The 20,271-nt window shown below is 62.0% G+C and carries 23 protein-coding genes and 1 pseudogene; 13 read left to right on the top strand and 11 right to left on the bottom strand.

Annotated features, from left to right (window positions below):
- Positions 1-6 precede the first annotated feature (6 nt).
- Entirely contained in the window at positions 7-621 is a 615-nt protein-coding gene (locus C4J87_RS22780; protein WP_124368515.1) for a DUF2796 domain-containing protein, read from the bottom strand.
- A 131-nt stretch (positions 622-752) separates the two neighbouring features.
- On the opposite strand from C4J87_RS22780, the gene C4J87_RS22775 reads away from it, so the two are divergent.
- Complete coding sequence (locus C4J87_RS22775) at positions 753-1,094, top strand: hypothetical protein (RefSeq protein WP_124368514.1); 342 nt, start codon at positions 753-755, stop codon at positions 1,092-1,094.
- Here the strand turns inward: C4J87_RS22775 and trxA are convergent.
- From trxA to C4J87_RS22760, 3 genes are all read right to left on the bottom strand, one after another.
- Entirely contained in the window at positions 1,091-1,963 is an 873-nt protein-coding gene (trxA, locus tag C4J87_RS22770) for a thioredoxin (protein WP_124368513.1), read from the bottom strand. The two genes, C4J87_RS22775 and trxA, sit on opposite strands and share 4 nt — an antisense overlap.
- Before the next feature lie 104 nt (positions 1,964-2,067).
- Positions 2,068-2,724, bottom strand: a complete 657-nt coding sequence (locus tag C4J87_RS22765; protein ID WP_124368512.1) for a methyltransferase — start codon at positions 2,722-2,724, stop codon at positions 2,068-2,070.
- Positions 2,721-3,176 (bottom strand): YbaY family lipoprotein, encoded by a 456-nt coding sequence (locus tag C4J87_RS22760; RefSeq protein ID WP_124364591.1) that lies wholly within the window; start codon positions 3,174-3,176, stop codon positions 2,721-2,723. Before C4J87_RS22760 ends, C4J87_RS22765 begins: the two co-directional genes overlap by 4 nt.
- A gap of 139 nt (positions 3,177-3,315) precedes the next feature.
- Here C4J87_RS22760 and nrdR point away from each other — a divergent pair, with 139 nt between their 5' ends.
- The 11 genes from nrdR to C4J87_RS22705 all read left to right on the top strand — a co-directional run bounded on the left by nrdR (position 3,316) and on the right by C4J87_RS22705 (position 11,492).
- A complete protein-coding gene (nrdR, locus tag C4J87_RS22755; RefSeq protein ID WP_124368511.1) occupies positions 3,316-3,780 on the top strand; it encodes a transcriptional regulator NrdR in 465 nt (154 codons plus the stop codon).
- Entirely contained in the window at positions 3,777-4,904 is a 1,128-nt protein-coding gene (gene ribD, locus C4J87_RS22750) for a bifunctional diaminohydroxyphosphoribosylaminopyrimidine deaminase/5-amino-6-(5-phosphoribosylamino)uracil reductase RibD (protein WP_124368510.1), read from the top strand. Before nrdR ends, ribD begins: the two co-directional genes overlap by 4 nt.
- A 48-nt stretch (positions 4,905-4,952) precedes the next feature.
- On the top strand, positions 4,953-5,615 hold the full coding sequence (locus C4J87_RS22745) for a riboflavin synthase (RefSeq protein ID WP_124368509.1): 663 nt from the start codon (positions 4,953-4,955) through the stop codon (positions 5,613-5,615).
- A 15-nt stretch (positions 5,616-5,630) separates the two neighbouring features.
- Entirely contained in the window at positions 5,631-6,722 is a 1,092-nt protein-coding gene (ribBA, locus tag C4J87_RS22740) for a bifunctional 3,4-dihydroxy-2-butanone-4-phosphate synthase/GTP cyclohydrolase II (protein ID WP_124368508.1), read from the top strand.
- A gap of 89 nt (positions 6,723-6,811) precedes the next feature.
- Entirely contained in the window at positions 6,812-7,288 is a 477-nt protein-coding gene (gene ribE, locus C4J87_RS22735) for a 6,7-dimethyl-8-ribityllumazine synthase (RefSeq protein WP_122539990.1), read from the top strand.
- Positions 7,285-7,785, top strand: coding sequence for a transcription antitermination factor NusB (gene nusB, locus C4J87_RS22730; protein ID WP_101273191.1), 501 nt, complete (start codon positions 7,285-7,287; stop codon positions 7,783-7,785). Before ribE ends, nusB begins: the two co-directional genes overlap by 4 nt.
- A 16-nt stretch (positions 7,786-7,801) precedes the next feature.
- The gene (thiL, locus tag C4J87_RS22725) at positions 7,802-8,767 is read left to right on the top strand and encodes a thiamine-phosphate kinase (RefSeq protein WP_124369025.1); all 966 of its coding nucleotides are present in this window, start codon (positions 7,802-7,804) and stop codon (positions 8,765-8,767) included.
- Positions 8,768-8,821: 54 nt separating this feature from the next.
- Positions 8,822-9,547 (top strand): ABC transporter substrate-binding protein, encoded by a 726-nt coding sequence (locus C4J87_RS22720; RefSeq protein WP_124368507.1) that lies wholly within the window; start codon positions 8,822-8,824, stop codon positions 9,545-9,547.
- Positions 9,548-9,676: 129 nt separating this feature from the next.
- The gene (ribA, locus tag C4J87_RS22715) at positions 9,677-10,294 is read left to right on the top strand and encodes a GTP cyclohydrolase II (protein WP_124368506.1); all 618 of its coding nucleotides are present in this window, start codon (positions 9,677-9,679) and stop codon (positions 10,292-10,294) included.
- Entirely contained in the window at positions 10,291-10,710 is a 420-nt protein-coding gene (locus C4J87_RS22710; RefSeq protein ID WP_124364584.1) for a nuclear FMR1 interacting 1 family protein, read from the top strand. The genes ribA and C4J87_RS22710 overlap by 4 nt, the downstream gene beginning before the upstream one ends.
- On the top strand, positions 10,707-11,492 hold the full coding sequence (locus C4J87_RS22705) for a cobalamin-binding protein (protein ID WP_124368505.1): 786 nt from the start codon (positions 10,707-10,709) through the stop codon (positions 11,490-11,492). Before C4J87_RS22710 ends, C4J87_RS22705 begins: the two co-directional genes overlap by 4 nt.
- Positions 11,493-11,535: 43 nt before the next feature.
- Here the strand turns inward: C4J87_RS22705 and C4J87_RS22700 are convergent.
- The 5 genes and pseudogenes from C4J87_RS22700 to ycaC form a co-directional block, all read right to left on the bottom strand.
- A pseudogene (locus tag C4J87_RS22700) lies at positions 11,536-13,427 on the bottom strand (TonB-dependent receptor domain-containing protein).
- Positions 13,428-13,564: 137 nt separating this feature from the next.
- The gene (gene dxs, locus C4J87_RS22695) at positions 13,565-15,463 is read right to left on the bottom strand and encodes a 1-deoxy-D-xylulose-5-phosphate synthase (RefSeq protein WP_124368504.1); all 1,899 of its coding nucleotides are present in this window, start codon (positions 15,461-15,463) and stop codon (positions 13,565-13,567) included.
- Positions 15,464-15,573: 110 nt separating this feature from the next.
- Entirely contained in the window at positions 15,574-16,461 is an 888-nt protein-coding gene (locus tag C4J87_RS22690; protein WP_124368503.1) for a polyprenyl synthetase family protein, read from the bottom strand.
- The gene (locus tag C4J87_RS22685; RefSeq protein ID WP_124368502.1) at positions 16,458-16,700 is read right to left on the bottom strand and encodes an exodeoxyribonuclease VII small subunit; all 243 of its coding nucleotides are present in this window, start codon (positions 16,698-16,700) and stop codon (positions 16,458-16,460) included. The genes C4J87_RS22690 and C4J87_RS22685 overlap by 4 nt, the downstream gene beginning before the upstream one ends.
- A 329-nt stretch (positions 16,701-17,029) precedes the next feature.
- Complete coding sequence (gene ycaC, locus C4J87_RS22680) at positions 17,030-17,662, bottom strand: isochorismate family cysteine hydrolase YcaC (protein ID WP_057724871.1); 633 nt, start codon at positions 17,660-17,662, stop codon at positions 17,030-17,032.
- 516 nt (positions 17,663-18,178) lie between these two features.
- Between ycaC and C4J87_RS22675 the strand changes: the two genes are divergently transcribed.
- Positions 18,179-18,415: a hypothetical protein gene (locus C4J87_RS22675; protein ID WP_124368501.1), complete on the top strand. Its 237-nt coding sequence runs from the start codon at positions 18,179-18,181 to the stop codon at positions 18,413-18,415.
- Between the two features lie 293 nt (positions 18,416-18,708).
- On the opposite strand, the gene C4J87_RS22665 is transcribed toward C4J87_RS22675, so the two are convergent.
- Together C4J87_RS22665 and ppa are read right to left on the bottom strand one after the other, a co-directional pair.
- The gene (locus C4J87_RS22665) at positions 18,709-19,479 is read right to left on the bottom strand and encodes a S24 family peptidase (protein ID WP_124368500.1); all 771 of its coding nucleotides are present in this window, start codon (positions 19,477-19,479) and stop codon (positions 18,709-18,711) included.
- A gap of 209 nt (positions 19,480-19,688) precedes the next feature.
- On the bottom strand, positions 19,689-20,216 hold the full coding sequence (gene ppa, locus C4J87_RS22660) for an inorganic diphosphatase (RefSeq protein WP_003176323.1): 528 nt from the start codon (positions 20,214-20,216) through the stop codon (positions 19,689-19,691).
- Positions 20,217-20,271: the final 55 nt, after the last annotated feature.

Genomic DNA, 20,271 nt, shown 5'->3' with positions numbered 1-20,271 from the left:
GTGAACTCAGAACTTCAGGGTGGCTGCAGTGGCGGTCGCGTCAACACCTTGCTGGCCGCTCGGGCCGATCAGTTGTACCTGAATCTTCTGGGTGGCGGGAAAGGTCTTGAACACTTGGCTCAGGTCCAGGTTGCTCAGTGCCTCTGGCGTGGCGCAGGTGAACTGGTAGTGGGCGTGGATTTCGCTGTGGTCGTGATGGTGTTCGTGGGCGGCGACGCCTTTGCCGTCGGTGGCGTGGTCATTGTCATCGCCATCGTCGTCATCGTGATCGGCTTCCGGTTTGTCGCCGAACAGCGGGCTGTTGAGTTCCTGGGAGCTGACGACGCAACCGGCGGCCTTGGGCAGCTTGAACAACACCAGCGGGCTTTCCAGCTGTTTGCGCGCAGCGGCGACTTTGGCCTTGTCGGCGGCACTGGTCGCGACGTGTTCGAAACCCACCAGGTTCATGGCCGGGCTGTCCAGTTCAAGCTCCAGGGACTGGCCGTCGAGCACCGCATTGAGACGGCCCACGCCATGTTCATGGGCACCGAGGCTGGCGTGCTCATGGTCGTGATCTTCATGAGCATGAGCGACCGCCAGTGGCAGCAGGGCAAACGGCAAAGCGAGCAGCAGACGGCGCATGACAGGACTCCAAAGATGAAAGTTTTGTTATGTGATCTTATAACACTGGTGCCGAGAGTTTGACCGCCCGCTTGGCGTTGCGCAAGCTGCATGGGAGCATGCCCGTCAGAAAAAATGCAGGAGTAAGGACGATGTTGCGAATTCGTGGAACCGTCGGCGACCTGCCGGTGGACTTGACCCTGGAGTTGGACGACGGCGATTGGGCGCGGTTGGGCGCACAACTGCAGGCCGCCCCGGTGCCTACCGAGTCGACTGCGGTACCGGTCAGGCCAAGTGAGGATCTATGGCAGAACGCCCAGGATCTGTTGCGCAACGCCGGGCAGCTCAGCGGCTTGGAGTTACTGGATCAACTGGAAGGCCTGGCCGGCGATGCGGCGGCAGGCAAGCGCCTGTTGGTGCGCCTGCGCCACAGCGCCAAGGTGAAGGTGACCAGCGGCGGGGATACGCCGCTGTACAGCTGGATGGGCGATTAATACAACGCGGCAAACAATTTGCGGCGGTACGCCGTGACCAGCGGGTGATCGTTGCCCAGCAGCTCGAACACCTGCAGCAAGGTCTTGTGCGGCAGGCCTTCGCTGTAGCTGCGATTGCGGATAAACAGTTTGAGCAGGCCTTCCAGCGCGGCGTCGTATTGCTGGCGCGCCAGTTGGTGAATGCTCAACTGATAGGCCGCTTCGTCATCCTGCGGGTTCTGCGCCAGGCGGCTTTTCAGGTCGGCGGCGTCCGGCAGGTCGGCCGCCTGGCGCAGGAAGGTGATTTGCGCCTTGGCCCCGGCGAGGGCAGCTTTGTGGTCATCGCCTTTTACGGCGTCCAGCACGGTTTGTGCTTCATCCAGTTCGCCGCGCTCGGCCAGGCAACGCGCATACAGGATCAGCGCGGCGGCGTTGGTGTTGTCTTCGCCCAGCAGCACAACCAGCACGGCTTCGGCATCGCTGATGCGGCCTTCGGCGAACAATGCTTGTGCCTGCTCCAGCGGATCCGCCGCAGCCGGTGGCGGCATCTGCACATGGGGCTCGAGCATCGCCCGCACCGCCGACTCCGGCTGCGCCCCGGCAAACCCATCCACCGGCTGGCCGTCCTTGAACAGCACCACGGTCGGCAGGCTCTGAATACCAAAACGCGCCACGATGTCCTGCTCGGCCTCGCAATCGACTTTGGCCAACAGCAATTCACCGCGATAGCTCTCGGCAATTTGCGCCAGCATCGGCATCAGCGCCTTGCACGGCGCGCACCACTCGGCCCAGAAATCCACCAACACAGGTTTTTCAAAAGAGTTCTGAATCACCGCCTGGTCGAAGTTGGCGGTGGTGACGTCGAAGATGTACGGCGTGGGCTCACTCATGAGGCGTCTCGAATAAAGCGGGAATGGAGGCAACTATAAGGGCTGGCGCGGTCGGCTGAAAGCGAGCGCGGTCAAATGTGGGAGGGGGCTTGCCCGCGATGACCTCAAATGCGCCGCGAATGGTACAAGCTCACCTTGCGAAACTCCCAGGGCTCGGCCAGGTCCGGCAGGGTCAATGCGTCCAGCACCTCCAGGCGCTGATAACTCGCGTGCTGGAAGTCGCGCACCCGCGAATCGGCCACCAGGGCTTCGCGGCCACGGGTCAGGAACTGGTCCAGCAGCGGCAGGTTGGCGCGGTCGTAAAGCACGTCGGCCACCAGGATCAGGTCGAACCGATCGGCTTCGGTGAAGAAGTCCGCCGAATAACTCAGTTTCACCCGGTTGAGTTCGGCATTCGCCCGGCAAGCGGCCAGCGCCAGCGGATCAAGGTCGCAGGCCACCACCTCCAATGCCCCGGCTTTAACCGCCGCAATCGCGGCTACGCCGGAACCGGCGCCGAAATCCAGCACGCGCTTGCCCGCGACCCACTCGGGGTGCGCCGCCAGATAGCGCGCCAGCGCCAGCCCGCTGGCCCAGCAGAAGCTCCAGTAGGGCGGCTCATGCAGGATGCGCCGGGTTTCTTCCTGGCTGAAGGCGCGGTCCATGTTGTCGGCGTCGAGCAGCCACAACGACAGTTCGGTGCCCGGCAGCGTGCAGGGCACCAGCTGTGCGTCGCCGATCAACTCGCTCAGGGCGCGTTGCAGGTGCAGCGGTGGCGTCATGGTGCCTTGACGAGCTGCAGGGGGCCGGTGGTCTGGGTAATCGCCTGGGTGATGCGCACGGCGGGCAGGTGCAGGATCAACTGGCCGGACTGGCTGGCACGAGCGCGCAATTCCACCCGCGCACCGGCCGGGAACGCTTCGGGGTTGAAGCGCAGGCGAAAGGCCAGGGGCTTGCCGTTGCCGGTCAACACGCTGCTGGCAAGCAGTTGTTGCGGACGCGAGCGGTCGTCGATCACCAGCAGCGCCATTTCGACTTCGGCGCCGGCCGGCACGTTGGTCAGGTTGCCGCTGATTTCACGCTGGTAGGCGGGCAGGGGGCCGAGGTCTTCAATGCCGGGGACTTTTTTCTCTTGTGCAGGGGTTGGCTGCGGCGCGGCAGGCTTGGGGGCTTCGCTGCTGCAGGCGACCAGAAAACTGAACAGGGTGATCAAAACAAGTGGTCGTAACTGCATGTACGGCTCCAGAAAGGACAAAATCCGTGGCTTAAAAATATGAAACATATAAGCCTGCCTATATACCGTAAAGGCTATGGCTTGTCTTGCTACGGGGATGCGCTACCATGGCCCTCCCATTTTTTGTTGCCTGCCAACCATGCACTGTCCCTTCTGCGGTGCCAACGACACCAAGGTCATCGACTCGCGTCTGGTCGCCGAGGGCGACCAAGTGCGTCGCCGGCGCGAATGCCTGGCCTGCGGTGAGCGTTTCACCACCTTCGAAACCGCCGAACTGGTATTGCCACGTCTGATCAAGTCCGACGGCAGCCGCCAGCCTTTTGACGAAGAAAAACTGCGCGCCGGTATGCAGCGCGCCCTGGAAAAACGCCCGGTGAGTGTCGAGCGGCTGGAAGCGGCGCTGGCGCATATCAAGCACCAGTTGCGCGCGACCGGCGAGCGCGAGGTCAAGAGCCTGGTGGTGGGCGAGCTGGTGATGGGTGAGCTGCAAAAGCTCGATGAAGTCGCCTATATCCGTTTCGCCTCGGTGTACCGACGCTTCCAGGACCTCAATGAGTTCCGCGAAGAAATCGACCGCCTGGCCCGTGAGCCTTCCAAACAATGACCGCTGAACAGGCTGTGCTCGACGCCCATTACATGGCCCGCGCCCTCGAATTGGCGCGCAAGGGCCTGTACACCACCCATCCCAACCCACGGGTGGGCTGCGTGATCGTGCGCGATGGGCAGATTGTCGGCGAAGGCTGGCATGAGCGTACCGGCGAGCCCCATGCCGAACCTAACGCCTTGCGCGCCGCCGGTGACAAGGCGCGTGGCGCTACGGTGTACGTGACCCTCGAGCCGTGCAGCCACCACGGCCGCACGCCGCCCTGTGCCGATGCGCTGGTGAGCGCCGGTGTGGCACGGGTAGTGGCCGGCATGCAGGACCCCAACCCGGACGTGGCGGGGCGCGGCATGCAGCGCTTGGCCCAGGCCGGGATCGAGATTCGTAGCGGCGTGCTGGAATCTGAAGCGCGCGCGCTGAACCCTGGCTTTCTCAAGCGCATGGAACAGGGCCTGCCGTTTGTGCGGGTCAAACTGGCGATGAGCCTGGACGGGCGCACCGCGATGGCCAGCGGCGAAAGCCAATGGATCACCGGCCCTGCCGCCCGCGCCGCCGTCCAGCGCCTGCGCGCCGAAGCGAGTGTGGTGCTGACCGGCGCCGATACGGTGCTGGCCGACGGTGCGCGCCTGACCGTGCGCGCCGCCGAGCTGGGCCTGGATGCACACACCACCGCCCTGGCCATGTCGCGCCCGCCGCTGCGCGTATTGATCGACGGTCGCCTGCGCGTGCCGCTCAATGCACCCTTTTTCAAGGCGGGCCCGGCGTTGGTCATCACGTGCGTGACCGCGGAAAACCAGTTTCCCCGTGGTCCCGAGTGCCTGGTAGTGCCGGGTGTGGAGGGCCAGGTCGACCTGCGCTCAGCGTTGGTGGCACTGGCCGCCCGTGGCGTCAACGACGTGCTGGTGGAAGCGGGCCCAAGCCTGGCGGGCGCGTTTGCCCAGCAGGGCCTGGTCGACGAATACGTGATTTTCGTCGCCGGCAAGTTCCTCGGCTCCGCTGCCCGGCCCTTGCTGGACTGGCCGCTTGAGAAACTCGTCGACGCCCCCCACCTCAAGATCACTGACATGCGCGCGGTTGGCGATGACTGGCGAATCACCGCCGTCCCGCTGCCGGCAGCGAGCGTATAATTCCCGGCCTGCGCGCAAGCGTCAGCCCCCCGTTTTCAGGAGCACGACATGTTCACCGGCATTATCGAAGCCATCGGCAGCATCCGCGCCATGACCCCCAAGGGCGGCGACATCCGCCTGCTGGTTGAAACCGGCAAGCTCGATCTGGGCGACGTCAAGCTGGGCGACAGCATCGCCGTCAGCGGTGTGTGCCTGACCGTCGTCGAGCTGCCGGGCAATGGCTTTGCCGCCGATGTCAGCCGCGAGACCCTGGACTGCACCGCGATGAGCGATCTTGCGGCCGGCAGCCCGGTCAACCTGGAAAAAGCCCTGACGCCGACCACACGCCTGGGCGGCCACCTGGTCAGCGGCCATGTCGATGGCGTCGGCGAAGTCGTGGCGCGCAGCGAAAACGCACGCGCCGTGGAATTTCGTATTCGCGCGCCGAAGGAGCTGGCCAAGTACATCGCCCACAAAGGCTCGATCACCGTCGACGGCACCAGCCTGACCGTGAACGCCGTCAATGGCGCCGAATTCGAACTGACCATCATTCCCCACACCCTCAGCGAAACCATCATGGCCGCCTACCAGCCAGGCCGCCGGGTGAACCTGGAAGTGGACTTGCTTGCCCGTTACCTGGAGCGCCTGTTGCTCGGCGAAAAGGCCGCAGAGCCTGCATCGGGTAACATCACCGAAAGTTTTCTGGCCGCTAACGGCTACCTGAAATCCTGACCAAGGGGGTGCCGCGTGGCGCTCAATAGCATCGAAGAACTGGTTGAAGACATCCGCCAAGGCAAGATGGTCATCCTGATGGATGACGAAGATCGCGAAAACGAAGGCGACATCATCATGGCCGCCGAGGCCTGCCTGCCTGAGCACATCAACTTCATGGCCAAGCACGCCCGTGGGTTGATCTGCATGCCCATGAGCCGCGAACGCTGTGAATTGCTCAAGCTGCCATTGATGGCGCCGCGCAATGGCTCGGGTTTCGGCACCAAGTTCACCGTATCGATTGAAGCTACCACCGGCGTGACCACCGGCATCTCCGCCGCCGACCGCGCCCGCACCGTGCAGGCTGCCGCCGCCAAGGATGCCAAGGCCGAAGACATCGTCAGCCCGGGCCACATCTTCCCGCTGATGGCCCAACCCGGCGGTACCCTGGCCCGCGCCGGCCATACCGAAGCGGCCTGCGACCTGGCGCGCATGGCCGGGTTCGAGCCGAGCGGCGTCATCTGTGAAGTGATGAACGACGACGGCACCATGGCCCGTCGCAGTGAACTTGAAGCGTTCGCCGCCGAACACAACCTCAAGATCGGCACCATTGCCGACCTGATCCACTACCGCATGATCCACGAACGTACCGTTCAGCGGATTGCCGAGCAGCCGCTGGACAGCGAACTGGGCCAATTCAATTTGGTGACCTACCGTGATTCAGTGGAAGGCGACGTGCACATGGCCCTTACCCTGGGCAATATCTGCGCCGACGAGCCCACCTTGGTGCGCGTACACAACATGGACCCGCTGCGCGACTTGCTGATGGTCAAGCAGCCCGGCCGCTGGAGCCTGCGCGCCGCCATGGCCGCGGTTTCCGAGGCGGGCAGTGGCGTGGTGCTGTTGCTTGGTCACCCGCTGGATGGCGACGTGTTGCTGGCGCATATCCGCGAAACGGCGGAGCACGCGCCGGTGAAAAAACCGACCACCTACAGCATCGTCGGTGCCGGTTCGCAGATTCTGCGCGACCTCGGTGTGCGCAAAATGCGCCTGATGAGCGCACCGATGAAATTTAATGCGATATCCGGTTTCGATCTGGAAGTTGTAGAATACGTGCCCTCCGAATAAAGGCTGGCGATTTTTTGCCCCTTGTTCGCGGTTAAATCATCACTGAGGGACGCACTTTTCGCGTCCCGGCTCTTTAAGAGATTTGTCGAATGACCCTGAAGACCATCGAAGGTACCTTCATCGCCCCCCAAGGCCGCTATGCCCTGGTGGTTGGCCGCTTCAACAGCTTCGTGGTTGAAAGCCTGGTAAGCGGTGCCGTTGACGCCCTGGTTCGCCACGGTGTGAGCGAGAGCGACATCACCATTATCCGTGCCCCTGGCGCCTTCGAAATTCCACTGGTTGCGCAAAAGGTTGCCCAGCAGGGTGAGTACGCGGCGATCATTGCCCTGGGCGCGGTCATTCGTGGCGGTACCCCGCACTTCGAATACGTGGCAGGCGAATGCACCAAGGGCCTGGCCCAGGTGTCCATGGAGTTCGGCGTGCCGGTCGCATTCGGCGTGCTGACCGTGGATTCCATCGAACAAGCCATCGAGCGCTCCGGCACCAAGGCCGGTAACAAAGGCGCTGAAGCTGCCCTGTCCGCCCTGGAAATGGTCAGCCTGCTGTCGCAGTTGGAGGCCAAGTGATTTCCGACGAGAGCGATCGTTTCAACCCTCGCGACGAGCGTCCAGCTGACGCCGGCAAACCGTCGAAAAGCGAAAAGCGTCGCGCGGCCCGTCAGCTCGCGACCCAGGCTCTGTACCAGCGCCACATGGCCGGTACGTCGCTGAACGAAATCGAAGCGCAATTTCGCGTCGACAACGATTTCACCTTCGCCGACCAGAGCTACTTCCACGACATCCTGCACGGTGTTCCGGCCAACCTGACCGAGATCGACGCCGCGCTGTCGCCATGCCTGGACCTGACCCTCGAAGAGCTGGACCCGGTTGAACTGGCCGTATTGCGCCTGTCCACCTGGGAACTGCTCAAGCGCGTCGACGTACCGTACCGCGTGGTGATCAACGAAGGCATCGAACTGGCGAAAGTCTACGGTTCGACCGACGGCCACAAGTTTGTCAACGGCGTGCTCGACAAGCTGGCTCCGCGCCTGCGTGAAGCCGAAGTGAAGGAACACAAGCGCTGATTTGCGCTTGAGTCCCGTGGGCGAGTTCGAGCTGATCCGCAACTACTTCGCCGCCGCGCCCTGTGCGCAAGGCGGCGAAGGCATTGCCCTGGGGATCGGCGATGACTGCGCCTTGCTCGCGCTCCCCGCCGGGGAGCAGTTGGCAGTTTCTACAGACACCTTAGTGGCCGGCGTGCACTTTGCCGACCCGTGTGAACCGTTCCTGCTCGGCCAGCGCTCGCTGGCCGTGGCGGTAAGCGATTTGGCCGCCATGGGCGCCCACCCGCTCGCGTTTACTCTTGCCTTGACCACGCCGACCGTCGATGCCGACTGGTTGCAACGCTATGCCCAGGGTTTGAACGCCATGGCGCAACGCTGCGGCGTGGGCCTGGTGGGCGGCGATACCACGCGGGGGCCGCTGAGCCTGACCTTGACCGTGTTTGGCCGCGTGCCGGCCGGGCTTGCCTTGACGCGCAGCGGTGCGCGGCCGGGGGACCTGCTGTGCGTCGGTGGGGAGTTGGGCAATGCGGCCGGGGCCTTGCCGCTGGTATTGGGTCAGCGCAGCGCGGCAGCCGCCATCGCCGAACCGCTGCTCGCCCACTATTGGTCGCCGCAGCCGCAACTGGCGTTGGGCCTGGCCCTGCGCGGTAAAGCAACCTCGGCCATGGATATCTCCGACGGGTTATTGGCCGATTGCGGGCATATCGCCAGAGCATCGGCTGTCAGCCTGTTGATCGAGCGCGATGCGGTGCCGTTGTCGGCGGCATTGCTGGCGTTTGTCGGCAACGACGAGGCCCGTGTGGCCGCGTTGAGTGGGGGCGACGACTATGTGCTGGTGTTCACGCTACCCCAGGCCGAACTGGCACCGTTGCGGGCCAATGGCTGGCCGATCCATGTGATCGGACGGGCCGAAGCGGGGCAGGGCGTGACGCTGCTCGACAGCCACGGCCAGGACATTACCCCGGCAGTGCACGGCTATCAGCATTTCCGCGAGCTGCCGTAGCCGGCGCCCTGGGCTACCCTTCATATGAATATCTCCACGTAGGAAGCCGTCACTATGAGTGTGCGCCGCTGGTTGCTGATCATGCTGTGCGCCTTTACCGCTGTGCTCCAGGCGGATGAAGCCCCGGTGCCTGGCAAGATCATGCTGGCCAGCGAGGAGTGGAACGACTACACCGGCAAAGATGGCAGCGGCCTGGCCTGGGACGTGTTGCGCCGGGTGTTTGAACCGGCAGGCGTCGCCTTGCAAATCCACAGCGCGCCCTATACCCGCTCGATTGGCCTGGCCCAGCGTGGCGAGGTGGATGGCTGCGTCGGTGTCTATCGCGACGAAGCTGACCAGGTGCTGTACCCGCACTGGCCTTTCGATTCCGACCCTATCTATGCCCTCGGGCTGGCCACGTTGCCCACGCCCAACCTGGCGACGCTCGGCGATTACCGCCTGGCCTGGGTGCGTGGCTATAAATACGAGAAATATTTGCCGAATGTGCGCCGGTTCAACCAGATTCAGCGCCGCAGCGGCATTTTAGCGATGCTGCAATACGGCCATGCAGACTTCTACATTGAGGCCCTCACCGAAGCCAAGTACGTGCTCAGTCAGGCCGACGACCCGTCCCGGTTCACCCTCACGCACATCATGGAACTGCCGCTCTATATAGCCTTTGCCGATAACGAACGCGGGCGAGCATTGATGAAAGTCTACGACCAGCGCATGACTGTCTTGGTGAAAAGCGGCGAGTTGAAGCCGATTTTCGAACGCTGGAAACAGCCCTATCCGTTCTGACCTGCATAGAACCAAGCCGAAGGCCAATCGAACCTATTGATCTTTATCAGCGATCATTCAGCTTAAGCGTCTGTAGGAACAGGCTGTTACAATGCCCGCCTCTGTGAAATCTGAAATCAGGAGCACACGGTGCCCGTCGTTTTCGTCGCCGCTTCCAAGCTGCCTACCCCCTTTGCCACGTTCACCATGAGCGGCTTTCTCGAAGAAGCCACCGGGCGCGAGCACGTTGTGCTCAGCCTGGGCGATATCGCTGATGGTGCGCCGGTGCTGGGCCGCGTGCATTCCGAATGCCTGACCGGCGACGCGCTGTTCAGCCAGCGCTGTGACTGCGGTTCGCAATTGGAAGCCGCGTTGCAGGCCATCGCCCGTGAAGGCCGTGGCGTTCTGCTGTACTTGCGACAGGAGGGCCGTGGCATCGGCCTGCTGAACAAGATCCGCGCCTATGAATTGCAAGATGGCGGCGCCGACACCGTGGAAGCCAACGAGCGCCTGGGCTTTGCTGCCGACCAGCGTGACTACGCCATCTGCCTGCCGATGCTCGAGCACCTGGGCGTGAAATCCCTGCGCCTGATGACCAACAACCCGCGCAAGGTCAAAGCCTTGACCGAAATGGGCATCACCGTGGCCGAGCGCGTCCCGCTGCACACCGGGCACAACCCGCACAACAAACTCTACTTGGCCACCAAAGCCAGCAAGCTCGACCACATGATGGGCAATGAGCATCAAGGCGAGGTCGACCGCGCGTGACCCGCGGCCAGGTGAAACGGCGACTGTCCTTCAACTGGTGGCAGTACCTGGCCCTGGCATTGCTGCCATTGTTTGTGATCAACCTGGTGTTCGGCCGTGCCGAGTCCCTGCTTCCCGTACTGGCCATGCCGTTGTTTATCGCCGGCGTGGCCTCGATGTTTCTCAGCCTGCGTTATTTTCACGCCTATAAACACGCGCTGATCGCCACCTCCAAAGCCCTCGACACCCCTGAAGAACCCGCCGCCTGGATCGCCCTTGCGGCGCGTCGGCGCACGGCCTTGCTGGTGGCAGCGTTACCGGCCTGGATCGGCGCGCTGGCGGTGTTCGTCGGCCTGGAAGCGGTGCCGCTGTTCTTGCTGGCGCTGTCGACGATGGTGCTGTTTTACCTCTATCGCATACCGCGTCAGTTGGGATGAAGCGCTACGGGCTGGCGTTGCTGCTGGTATTCAGCGCCCAGGTGGTGGCGGTCGAGCGAGTGGTGAGCCTGGCGCCGTCGCTTTCCGAAATCGTGGTCGAGTTGGGTGCCGCTGACTTATTGGTCGGCGTGCTCGATGGCGGCGATCGTCCGGCAGAACTGGCAAACGTGCCATCGGTCGGCCGCTACGGCCAGTTGGACATGGAACGCCTGCTCAGCCTCAAGCCCGATCTGATCCTGCTCTGGCCCGGCAGCATCGGCGCGGCCCAGCGCGAGCAGTTGCAGCGCCTGAACCTGCCGGTGTACATCGCCGAGCCCCATAGCCTTGAACAACTGACCGCTCAGGTCCAAGCCATTGCCGAGCAATTGGTGCGCGGGGAGGCCGGCCGAGTACTTGCCGACAAACTGCGCCAACGCCTCGCCGACCTGCGCCAGCGCTATCAGCGCGCCGAGCCGGTGCGGGTGTTTTACCAGGTATGGAACCAGCCGCTGTACACCGTGGGCGGTGGGCAGATCATCAGTGATGCGTTGACGGTGTGCGGGGCGCGTAACGTGTTCGACGACCTCACGCTGCCGGCGCCGCAGGTCAGTGTCGAATCAGTGTTGCAGCGTGATCCCGAGCTGATCCTGGTGGGCGACCAGGCGCAACTGGACGCTTGGAAGGTCTGGCCAGCGATGATGGCGCGCGTGCGCTTGGTGCCGGACAAGGGCCTGGAACGGCCCAGCGGGCAGATGCTGGAAGCGCTGGCGCGGTTGTGTCGGGTGATTGCGCCGAATTTGTGAGGCCGCTATCGGGGGCAAGCCCCCTCCCACATTTTGTGCCGCCTCACATCTGCGGCGTCCACGTTACGCCGAACATCCAGACCCGGCCTTCTTCACGGTAATCCTGATTGCTCAGGAACGCCGGATCGTTATAGCTGTAGCGCGCACGGGAATAGGCCTTGTCCAACAGGTTATCGACCTTCAACGACAGCGACACCGCGTGGCTCAACGCCCAACTGCTGCGCAGGCCCAGCAAGGCGTAACCGCCCAGGCGATTACGGTTGGCTTCGTCATCGTAGCTGCTGCTGATCGCCTGCCAGCTTGCGCCTACGCCGAACTTATCGAACTGCCGGTCCAGATCCAGGTTCACCGTGCGCCGTGCACGGCGTGCCAAAGTATGGCCGCTGTCGCGATCACGCGGGTCGATCAGCGACACGCCCAGGTTGCCCTGCCAGCCATACAGCTCCTGCTTGAGCGCCGCCTCAAAACCATTGATCTGCGCCGACGCCACGTTCTGCGGCTTGCCGCCGTCGAGGATGATCGCGTCACTCAGGTCGGTGCGGTACAGCGAGGCCTCGAGCCGGGTGCTGTCGGTTAACTGACTGCGCCATTGCAGCTCGTAACTCTTTGAGCGCTCAGGCTGCAGGTTGGGGTTGCTGTACTGCGTATCGGGGTAATACAGGTCGTTGAAGGTGGGCGCACGGAAGCCTTCGCTGTAGCTGAGCAACACATCGTTGTCCGGATTGATCGGCACCGTCAGCGTGCCACTCCAGCTGTTCTGGCCGCCGAACTGCTGGTTCTGGTCGCGGCGCAGGCCCAGTTCGGTGGAAAACCACTCACCCTGGAAACGGTGCTGCACAAAGGCGGCGCGGTTCCAGCGGCTGTCTTCGGTAAAGGTGGTGGAGCCGTGGAAGCGGTCTTCGTACCAGTCGCCACCGACGATCAAGCTGTTGCGGTCGTCCAGCGTCAGGTCGTTCTGCCAGTTGACCGAGTCGCGGTAGGTATCGAACACGCTGAAATCATCGCTGAGGGTATCGCGCTTGGTGTCGCGGTTTTCGCTGTGGCCCAGTTCCAGGCGCGACTGCCAGCCTTCGCTGAGGGCGGCGTCGACATAACCGCTGGCACTGCTGACGGTGTAGTCGGTGTAGGGTTTCTGACCGAGGCTTTGCCCGCTGGCGAAGTCATAGCGCCCGAAGCTGTTGTCGTACTCTGACTTGCCGCGGTTATCCAATAGGTTGAAACCCACCTCCAGCTCGTCGCTGAACGAATGGCTGAGGTTCAGGCTCAGGGACCGGTTGCGGTAGGCATCGTGGTCGCCATCGCTGGGAAACGACTGATGGGTTGAATTGATGCCGGCGGTTTCATCCAGGCTTGCGCCCAGGTTGAAGCGCGTCTGTTCATCGCCGCCCGACAGGCCGAGGCTGCGCTGCCATGTCTGGTTGCTGCCAAAACCCAGCTTCAGGCGCGGTTGCAGGCCTTGCGCGGCGTTGCGCCGGGTAAACACCTGGATCACCCCCCAATCGCATCGCTGCCGTAAATCACCGAACGTGAACCGCGCAGCACTTCCACGCGCTCAATCTGGTCGACGTTCAGGTATTGCAGGCCGCTGTCACCGGACGTGGTGTTGGCAATGCGCTGGCCGTCCACCAGCACCAGGCTTTGCGCAGACTTGGTGCCGCGAATGTAAATGCCCGGCAAGCTGCCACGGCCGCCGGTGGGCGCAACTTGCACGCCGGGCACGCGGCTGAGCAGGTCGGTCAGGCTGGAAGGTTGCAGGCTGTCGATATCGGCGCGGGTAAATACGGTGTTGGCGGCGCTGCTGTCATTGCGCGCCTGCACCTGGCGGTTGGCGCTGATGACCACGTCGGAGAGCTTCAGGGCCTGGTCCCGGGTGTCGGCGAGCAGGTGCGAGGCTGGCAGAAGCAGCAGGGGCAGGGCGAGACGAAGATGTTTCATGGGCTACCCATGGCCTTTGAAGGTGACACAAATCAAATGTGGGAGGGGGCTTGCTCCCGATGGCGGTGGTTCAGTCATATATAAGTTGGCTGATCCACCACTATCGGGAGCAAGCCCCCTCCCACATTTGGATCCAGTTACTGATTCAGGAGCGCCAAGCGCTCGCGCACCGAGGCTTCGATACCGGCTTCATCCAACCCACATTCAGCCAGCATCTGCGCCGGTTTGGCGTGTTCGACGTACATATCCGGCAGGCCCAGGTGCAGCACCGACTTGAGGATATTCGCCCGCGCCAGGAACTCGCTGACCGCCGCGCCGGCACCGCCCATGATGGCGTTTTCTTCGACCGTCACCAGCAGCTCATGGCCAGCGGCAATCTCGCGCACCAACGCTTCATCCAGCGGTTTGACGAACCGCATGTCGACCACGGTGGCGTCGATCTTCTCGGCGACTTTCAAGGCTTCGGCCAGTTGCACACCGAACACCAGGAAGGCCGTCTTGCTGCCCTGGCGGCGCACGATGCCCTTGCCGATCTCGATAGGCTCCAGGTCTTTCTCGATGAGCGCATTCGGGCCATTCCCGCGCGGATAGCGCACGGCCGCCGGACCGTTGTACAGGTGGCCGGTGCTGAGCATCTTGCGCAGTTCGTTCTCGTCGCTGGGCGTCATCACCAGCATGCCAGGGATGCAGCGCAGGTAGGACAGGTCGAAACTGCCGGCGTGGGTCGGGCCGTCTTCGCCCACCAGGCCGGCGCGGTCGATGGCGAACAAGACGTCGAGGTTCTGCACCGCCACGTCATGCACCAGCTGGTCATAACCGCGTTGCAGGAAGGTGGAGTAAATCGCTACCACCGGCTTGGCGCCTTCGCAGGCCATGCCGGCGGCGAAAGTCACTGCGTGCTGCTCGGCAATCGCCACATCGAAGTAACGCAACGGGAAACGCTCGCTGAAGGCCACCAGGTCGGAGCCTTCCTTCATCGCCGGGGTAATCCCCACCAGGCGCGGGTCTGCGGCGGCCATGTCGCACAGCCATTCGCCAAAGACACCGGAATACTTCGGCCCGCTGGCCTTTTTCGGCGCAGCGGCGGGGGCGTCCAGCGGTTCCAGCTTGGTAATCGCGTGGTAACCAATCGGGTCGACTTCCGCCGGCGCGAAGCCTTTGCCTTTTTTGGTGACGATATGCAGGAACTGCGGGCCCTTGAGGTCACGCATATTGCGCAGCGTGGCGATCAGGGTCGGCAGGTCATGGCCGTCTATAGGGCCGATGTAGTTCCAACCCAATTCTTCGAACAGCGTGCCGGGCACCAGCATGCCCTTGGCATATTCTTCCGTGCGGCGGGCGATTTCCCACGCGCCGGGCAGGCGCGACAGCACTTTCTTGCTGCCTTCGCGCATGCTGGCGTAAGTGCGGCTGGAGAGGATTTTAGCCAGGTAATTGGACAGGCCGCCGACGTTTCGCGAAATCGACATGTCGTTGTCGTTGAGGATCACCAGCATGTTGGCGTCCACTTCCGGCGCATGGTTCAACGCTTCGAAGGCCATGCCCGCAGTCAGCGCGCCATCACCGATCACCGCAATTGCCTTGCGATCGCTGTTTTGCAGGCGAGCGGCAATCGCCATGCCCAGCGCTGCGCTGATCGAAGTGCTGGAGTGGCCGACGCCAAAGGTGTCGTACTCGCTCTCGGAGCGACGCGGGAAGGCGGCGATACCGTCCTTCTGGCGCAGGCTGGCCATACGCTCGCGACGCCCGGTGAGGATTTTATGCGGATACGCCTGATGGCCCACGTCCCACACCAGCCGGTCGTCCGGGGTGTCGAATACGTAGTGCAAGGCGATGGTCAGCTCGATCACGCCCAGCCCGGCGCCGAAATGCCCACCGGTCTGGCCGACCGTGTAGAGCAATTCCAGGCGCAGTTCATCGGCCAGGGTTTCCAGCTCGGCTTCACCCAGTCGACGCAGGCCGTCCGGCGTGGCAGCACGGTCGAGCAGGGGCGTGGACGGGCGCTTGCGGGGAATCTCTTGGAACGTCGTGGGCATCAGGCGAATCGTTATAGGTATAGAAGAGGCGGCAGTTTACCTCAAGCGTTGCAAACTGCCCACGCAGGGGCGCCAACTTGGCCGATATGCGGCGCTGATCGCCACGGTTATCAGTGGCGACGTTCGACGATATACCGCGCCAGGTCACGCAACGGCTCAGCCGCCGCGTCGAAAGGTCGCAGGGCGTCCAGGGCCTGGTCGCGCAGTTCCAGGGCATACGCCTTGGCGGCCGCAAGCCCGAGTAGCGCAGGATAGGTCGGTTTGTCCCGAGCGATATCGGCGCCCTGGCGTTTGCCGAGGGTCGCGGTGTCACTTTCCACGTCGAGAATGTCGTCCTGCACCTGGAACGCCAAGCCAACAGCCCGTGAATAGGCGTGCAGCGCCGCCAATTGCGCGGCTTCGGCCCGGCCACTGGCCAGGGCACCGAGCTGCACCGCAGCTTCGATCAACGCGCCGGTCTTGTGACGATGCATGTGTTCCAGGGCTGTTTGATCCAGCTTGAGGCTGACCGAACCCATGTCGATAGCCTGCCCGCCGACCATGCCGGCCGGGCCTGCCGCCAGGGCCAGGGCGGTGACCATGCGCAGGCGGATCTCGGCATTCACGCGGCTCAAACGCGGGTCGAGCAACGCGCTGAACGCCAGGCTCTGCAGGCCATCACCGGCCAGGATCGCATAGGCTTCATCGAAGGCTTTATGGGTGGTCGGCTGGCCGCGACGCAAATCGTCGTCGTCCATCGCCGGCAGATCGTCGTGTACCAGGGAGTAGGCGTGAATCAGTTCTACCGCACAGGCCGCGCCATTCGCGTCCTCGGCTGGCGCACCCAGCGCTTCACACGCCGCATACGCCAGCAACGGGCGCACGCGCTTGCCGCCATTCATCACGCTATAGCGCATGGCGTCGTAAAGACGCTTCATTTCCGGGCTTGGCGCAACAAACAAGGGCTCCAGCGCCGCATTCACCCGGGCTTGGCTACTGGCCTGATACGCATCGATCATTCGGGTTGTTCCGCATCGAAAGGTTCTTCGGCCAACTCCCCATCACGCTCAAGCAATACCTGCACTTTCTGCTCAGCCAGCGCCAGCGCGCTCTGGCAGTCACGGGTCAGGCCGATGCCTTGCTCAAACGCCGTCAACGAGTCTTCCAGCGACAACTCGCCGTTCTCCAGACGCTCGACCAGGGTTTGCAGGTCGGCGAGGGATTGTTCGAAATCGAGTGCAACTTTTTTGCGGGCCATGGCGGCAATTCCGGTAGACGGTAAACCGGCGCGACACTAGCAGACATGGGGGATTGGGGCAAATGAGTGGGGGTGTGCAGGCGGTGAGCCGATTAGCGGCGTTATTCGGCTCACCGCGTTTCAGCTTGCACTTCATCAGTGCACAATCTTAAATACATGCGTGCTTTGCCGGGGCGTGGCCGGATTCGGAGTTTGTGCAAGAGGGCTTGCACAATTCACTTAGTGCCATCTAATCGCGCTTCTGGACAAACTTACCGGCCCCGAGACGACGTCGGGCAAGCAACGAAAGCCTGCTTTTAAGGGCAGGCTTGTCATCAGGTTCGGTTCGCTTATTTCTGCTGCGCCGTCAACGCCGCATACCCATTCATCAAATTGCGGTAGTTAGGAATGCGCTGCGACAACAAATTCCCCAGCCCTTCGATATCGTTGCGCCAGTCGCGGTGCAACTCGCACGCCACCGAAAACCAGTTCATCAACTGCGCACCCGCCTGGGTCATCCGGCTCCATGCCGCCTGCTGCACCGTGGTATTGAACGTGCCCGACGCATCCGTTACCACGAACACCTCAAACCCTTCCGCCAGCGCCGACAAGGTCGGGAACGCCACGCACACATCCGTCACCACGCCAGCGATGATGATCTGCTTGCGCCCGGTGGCCTTGATCGCCTTGACGAAGTCTTCGTTGTCCCAGGCGTTGATCTGGCCTGGGCGAGCGATATACGGCGCGTCCGGGAACATTTCCTTCAACTCCGGCACCAGCGGGCCGTTGGGGCCTTGCTCGAAACTGGTGGTGAGAATGGTCGGCAGGTTGAAGAACTTGGCCAGGTCGGCCAGGGCCAGCACGTTGTTCTTGAACTCGTTGGGTGAGAAGTCCTGCACCAGGGAGATCAGGCCGGTCTGGTGGTCGACCAACAGCACGATGGCGTCGTCTTTGTTCAGGCGGTTGTAGGTTGGAGTGCTCATGGTTGAATCCTTTTTTGTTTAGGTTGGTTGGGCGTTGTGTTCAACATGGGCACAGATTAATGGGTGGCTCGTGACGGATAAATCGGGTGGGAGGAGTCTTACTGTCAACTTAAAAAGGACGATGGTTTTTTCTGGCTTGTGCAGTAGCCTGTTGCATAAATCAATGTGAAGAGCGATGGGGGATTTTTGACTTTGAAGGGCCAGCAGGTCCTATCCCTTTCATTCGCAGGACGTTTCCGAGAGAATCCCAACCGCATTGCGCCAGCGGAAATGGGTGACTAGGCTGCGGATTGTCACTGCACATTCAGTGATCGGGTTTAGTCGCCCGGAATCGATTGGCGCATAAGCAATTCATGAGTCAGGCATTTCTCCGCCTGCATCTTATGGTAGCTGTGCGCAGGGCACCTTCGGGTGCGCCGGGTTCCCAATCGACCGGTCGACTAACCTGCGTACAGCTGCCGCCTTTTGTTTAGTCGCGGGAAGTGGCAGCTCCAAATTATCGATTGGAGTTTTGCTATGGATAATGTTTGTTCGGATTCGCCGTCATCAGCTGTGACCAATCCGTTTACGGTCAGCGAAGAACTGAGTTTCGAGGACGCCTGGCTTCAGGTGGCTGAGCTGTTGCATTGTGCGGTGGCTACGTCGCATGTGCTCGGCGAACCAGTGGCTGCGCCGCAGAGGGCGGTGATGCATTTGGTGGAGATGGCCAAGATGGTGGCCGATCGGGCTGTGGAATGTTTGCAGGCCTCATGACGTGCAAGGCCGGCAAGTCGCTAAGCGGCCTCTTTTGACCATTCAATTGTCCAGCAGCTGTTGGACAATTGATCTGAGATAGACGGGCATTAAAAAGCCGGCTTGTGGCCGGCTTCTCGGGGACTGCCTCAGCTTGTTTTTGACAAACCTCACCAGCCTTCAAATCGCTCAGCCCACATTGCGTCGGGCTGAATAGTAGGGGCATCCGCGGGAACTCCTCCGCATCGCCTGGCAGGGTAAATAGCTTAAAGCCACCCCTGCCAAATGTGCGGCGCATGATACCCACATTCACCTCAGTTGCCCACCTCCGGTTCCGATTCAGAGCCTTCCCAGCCCAGCAGGTGTTCGTCCAGCGGCACCGGTGGGCGGCGGTTGTTGAGGGTGGACCACCAGAATACCCAGCCGACTATCTGGAAGTTCTGCTCGAAGCGTTCGTCATAGGTGAGGTATTCGTCCGGGTGTTCGCTGGCGTTGTGGCTGCGCATGCGCAGGCCGCCGCCAGGCCGGTTGTAGAGGTATTTGATGCGCAGCATGCCGTCGTGTTCGACGGCGTAGATTTCGCCGTCGATGATTTGAGTGCGGCCTTTATCGATGGCGAGGGTGGCGCCTTGTTGGATGATGTCGATCATGCTGTTGTCGACCATGTAGGCGCCTACCGCGCGGTCGGGGTTTACGTTGAGGGTTTCGAGGGTGTGCTGGGTGACGCGGATGCGTTCGGTTGAGGTGAATGTGGGGTGGAGGGGGATCTCCACGTCGGTATTATCCGGGCGGCAGGCAGGGCCTGTGAGGTATTTGCCGATGTCTTCGCGGGTCGGTGCAATCCTTGCGGTGGGGCCGTCCAACAGGTAGTTGACCGGTGGGTGTTTGGGGCCGCGACCGTCGCTTAACCAGCGACTGGAAACGCACAGCAGTTCTGCGAACTCGTTGAGTCGGCCCATGGGGACGCCGCGTTTGAACCAGTTGTTCACGTGCTGAGGCGTGACGCCGCGATTCTTGGCGAAGTCGGAGGCGGAAAGATGAACTTCCCGTAATAGCGCTTTTAAACGATCACCTGATGTATTCATAAACGCAGAGTTTACCGGCCAGGAAAACTATTCAAATAAACTATGCGTTGAGTTGCGTGTGTAGGTTTTTCCTTAGTTGTAGCTTGATTCTTCATTCATTCGTGTTAGTTAAACATGGAAATCAAACGTTGAACTCGGTGTTTAATGTTCATAAAAAAAGCCCCGAATAATCGGGGCTTTTTAATTGCCGTGGCAATGAGGCGCAAGTATCAGCCTTTGTAGGCGGCTACCGACTTCATGATTTCGGCACGGGCAGCGTCTGCGTTGCCCCAACCGTCGATCTTTACCCATTTGCCTTTTTCGAGGTCTTTGTAGTTCTCAAAGAAGTGCTTGATCTGTTCCAGCAGCAGTGGCGGCAGGTCGGTGTATTCCTTCACGTCGACGTACAGCTGGGACAGCTTGTCGTGTGGCACTGCGATAACTTTGGCATCACCGCCGCCGTCGTCGGTCATGTTCAGGATGCCGACCGGGCGTGCGCGGATGACCGAGCCTGGGGTGACCGGGTAAGGGGTCACGACCAGCACGTCGAGGGGGTCACCGTCGTCAGCCAGGGTGTTGGGAATGAAACCGTAGTTGGCCGGGTAGAACATCGGGGTGGCCATGAAACGGTCAACGAACAGGCAGTCGCTGTCTTTGTCGATTTCGTATTTGATCGGCGCGTGGTTGGCCGGAATTTCGATGGCGACGTAGATGTCGTTCGGCAGGTCTTTGCCAGCCGGAATCTTGCTGTAGCTCATTGGGCGTTGCCCCCGTAGTTGGCCATATGACATGGCCGGATTGGCCTAAAAGTGG

This window comes from Pseudomonas sp. R1-43-08, assembly GCF_003852255.1.
Lineage (GTDB): Bacteria > Pseudomonadota > Gammaproteobacteria > Pseudomonadales > Pseudomonadaceae > Aquipseudomonas.
This window is presented reverse-complemented; position numbering and strand designations above follow the sequence as displayed.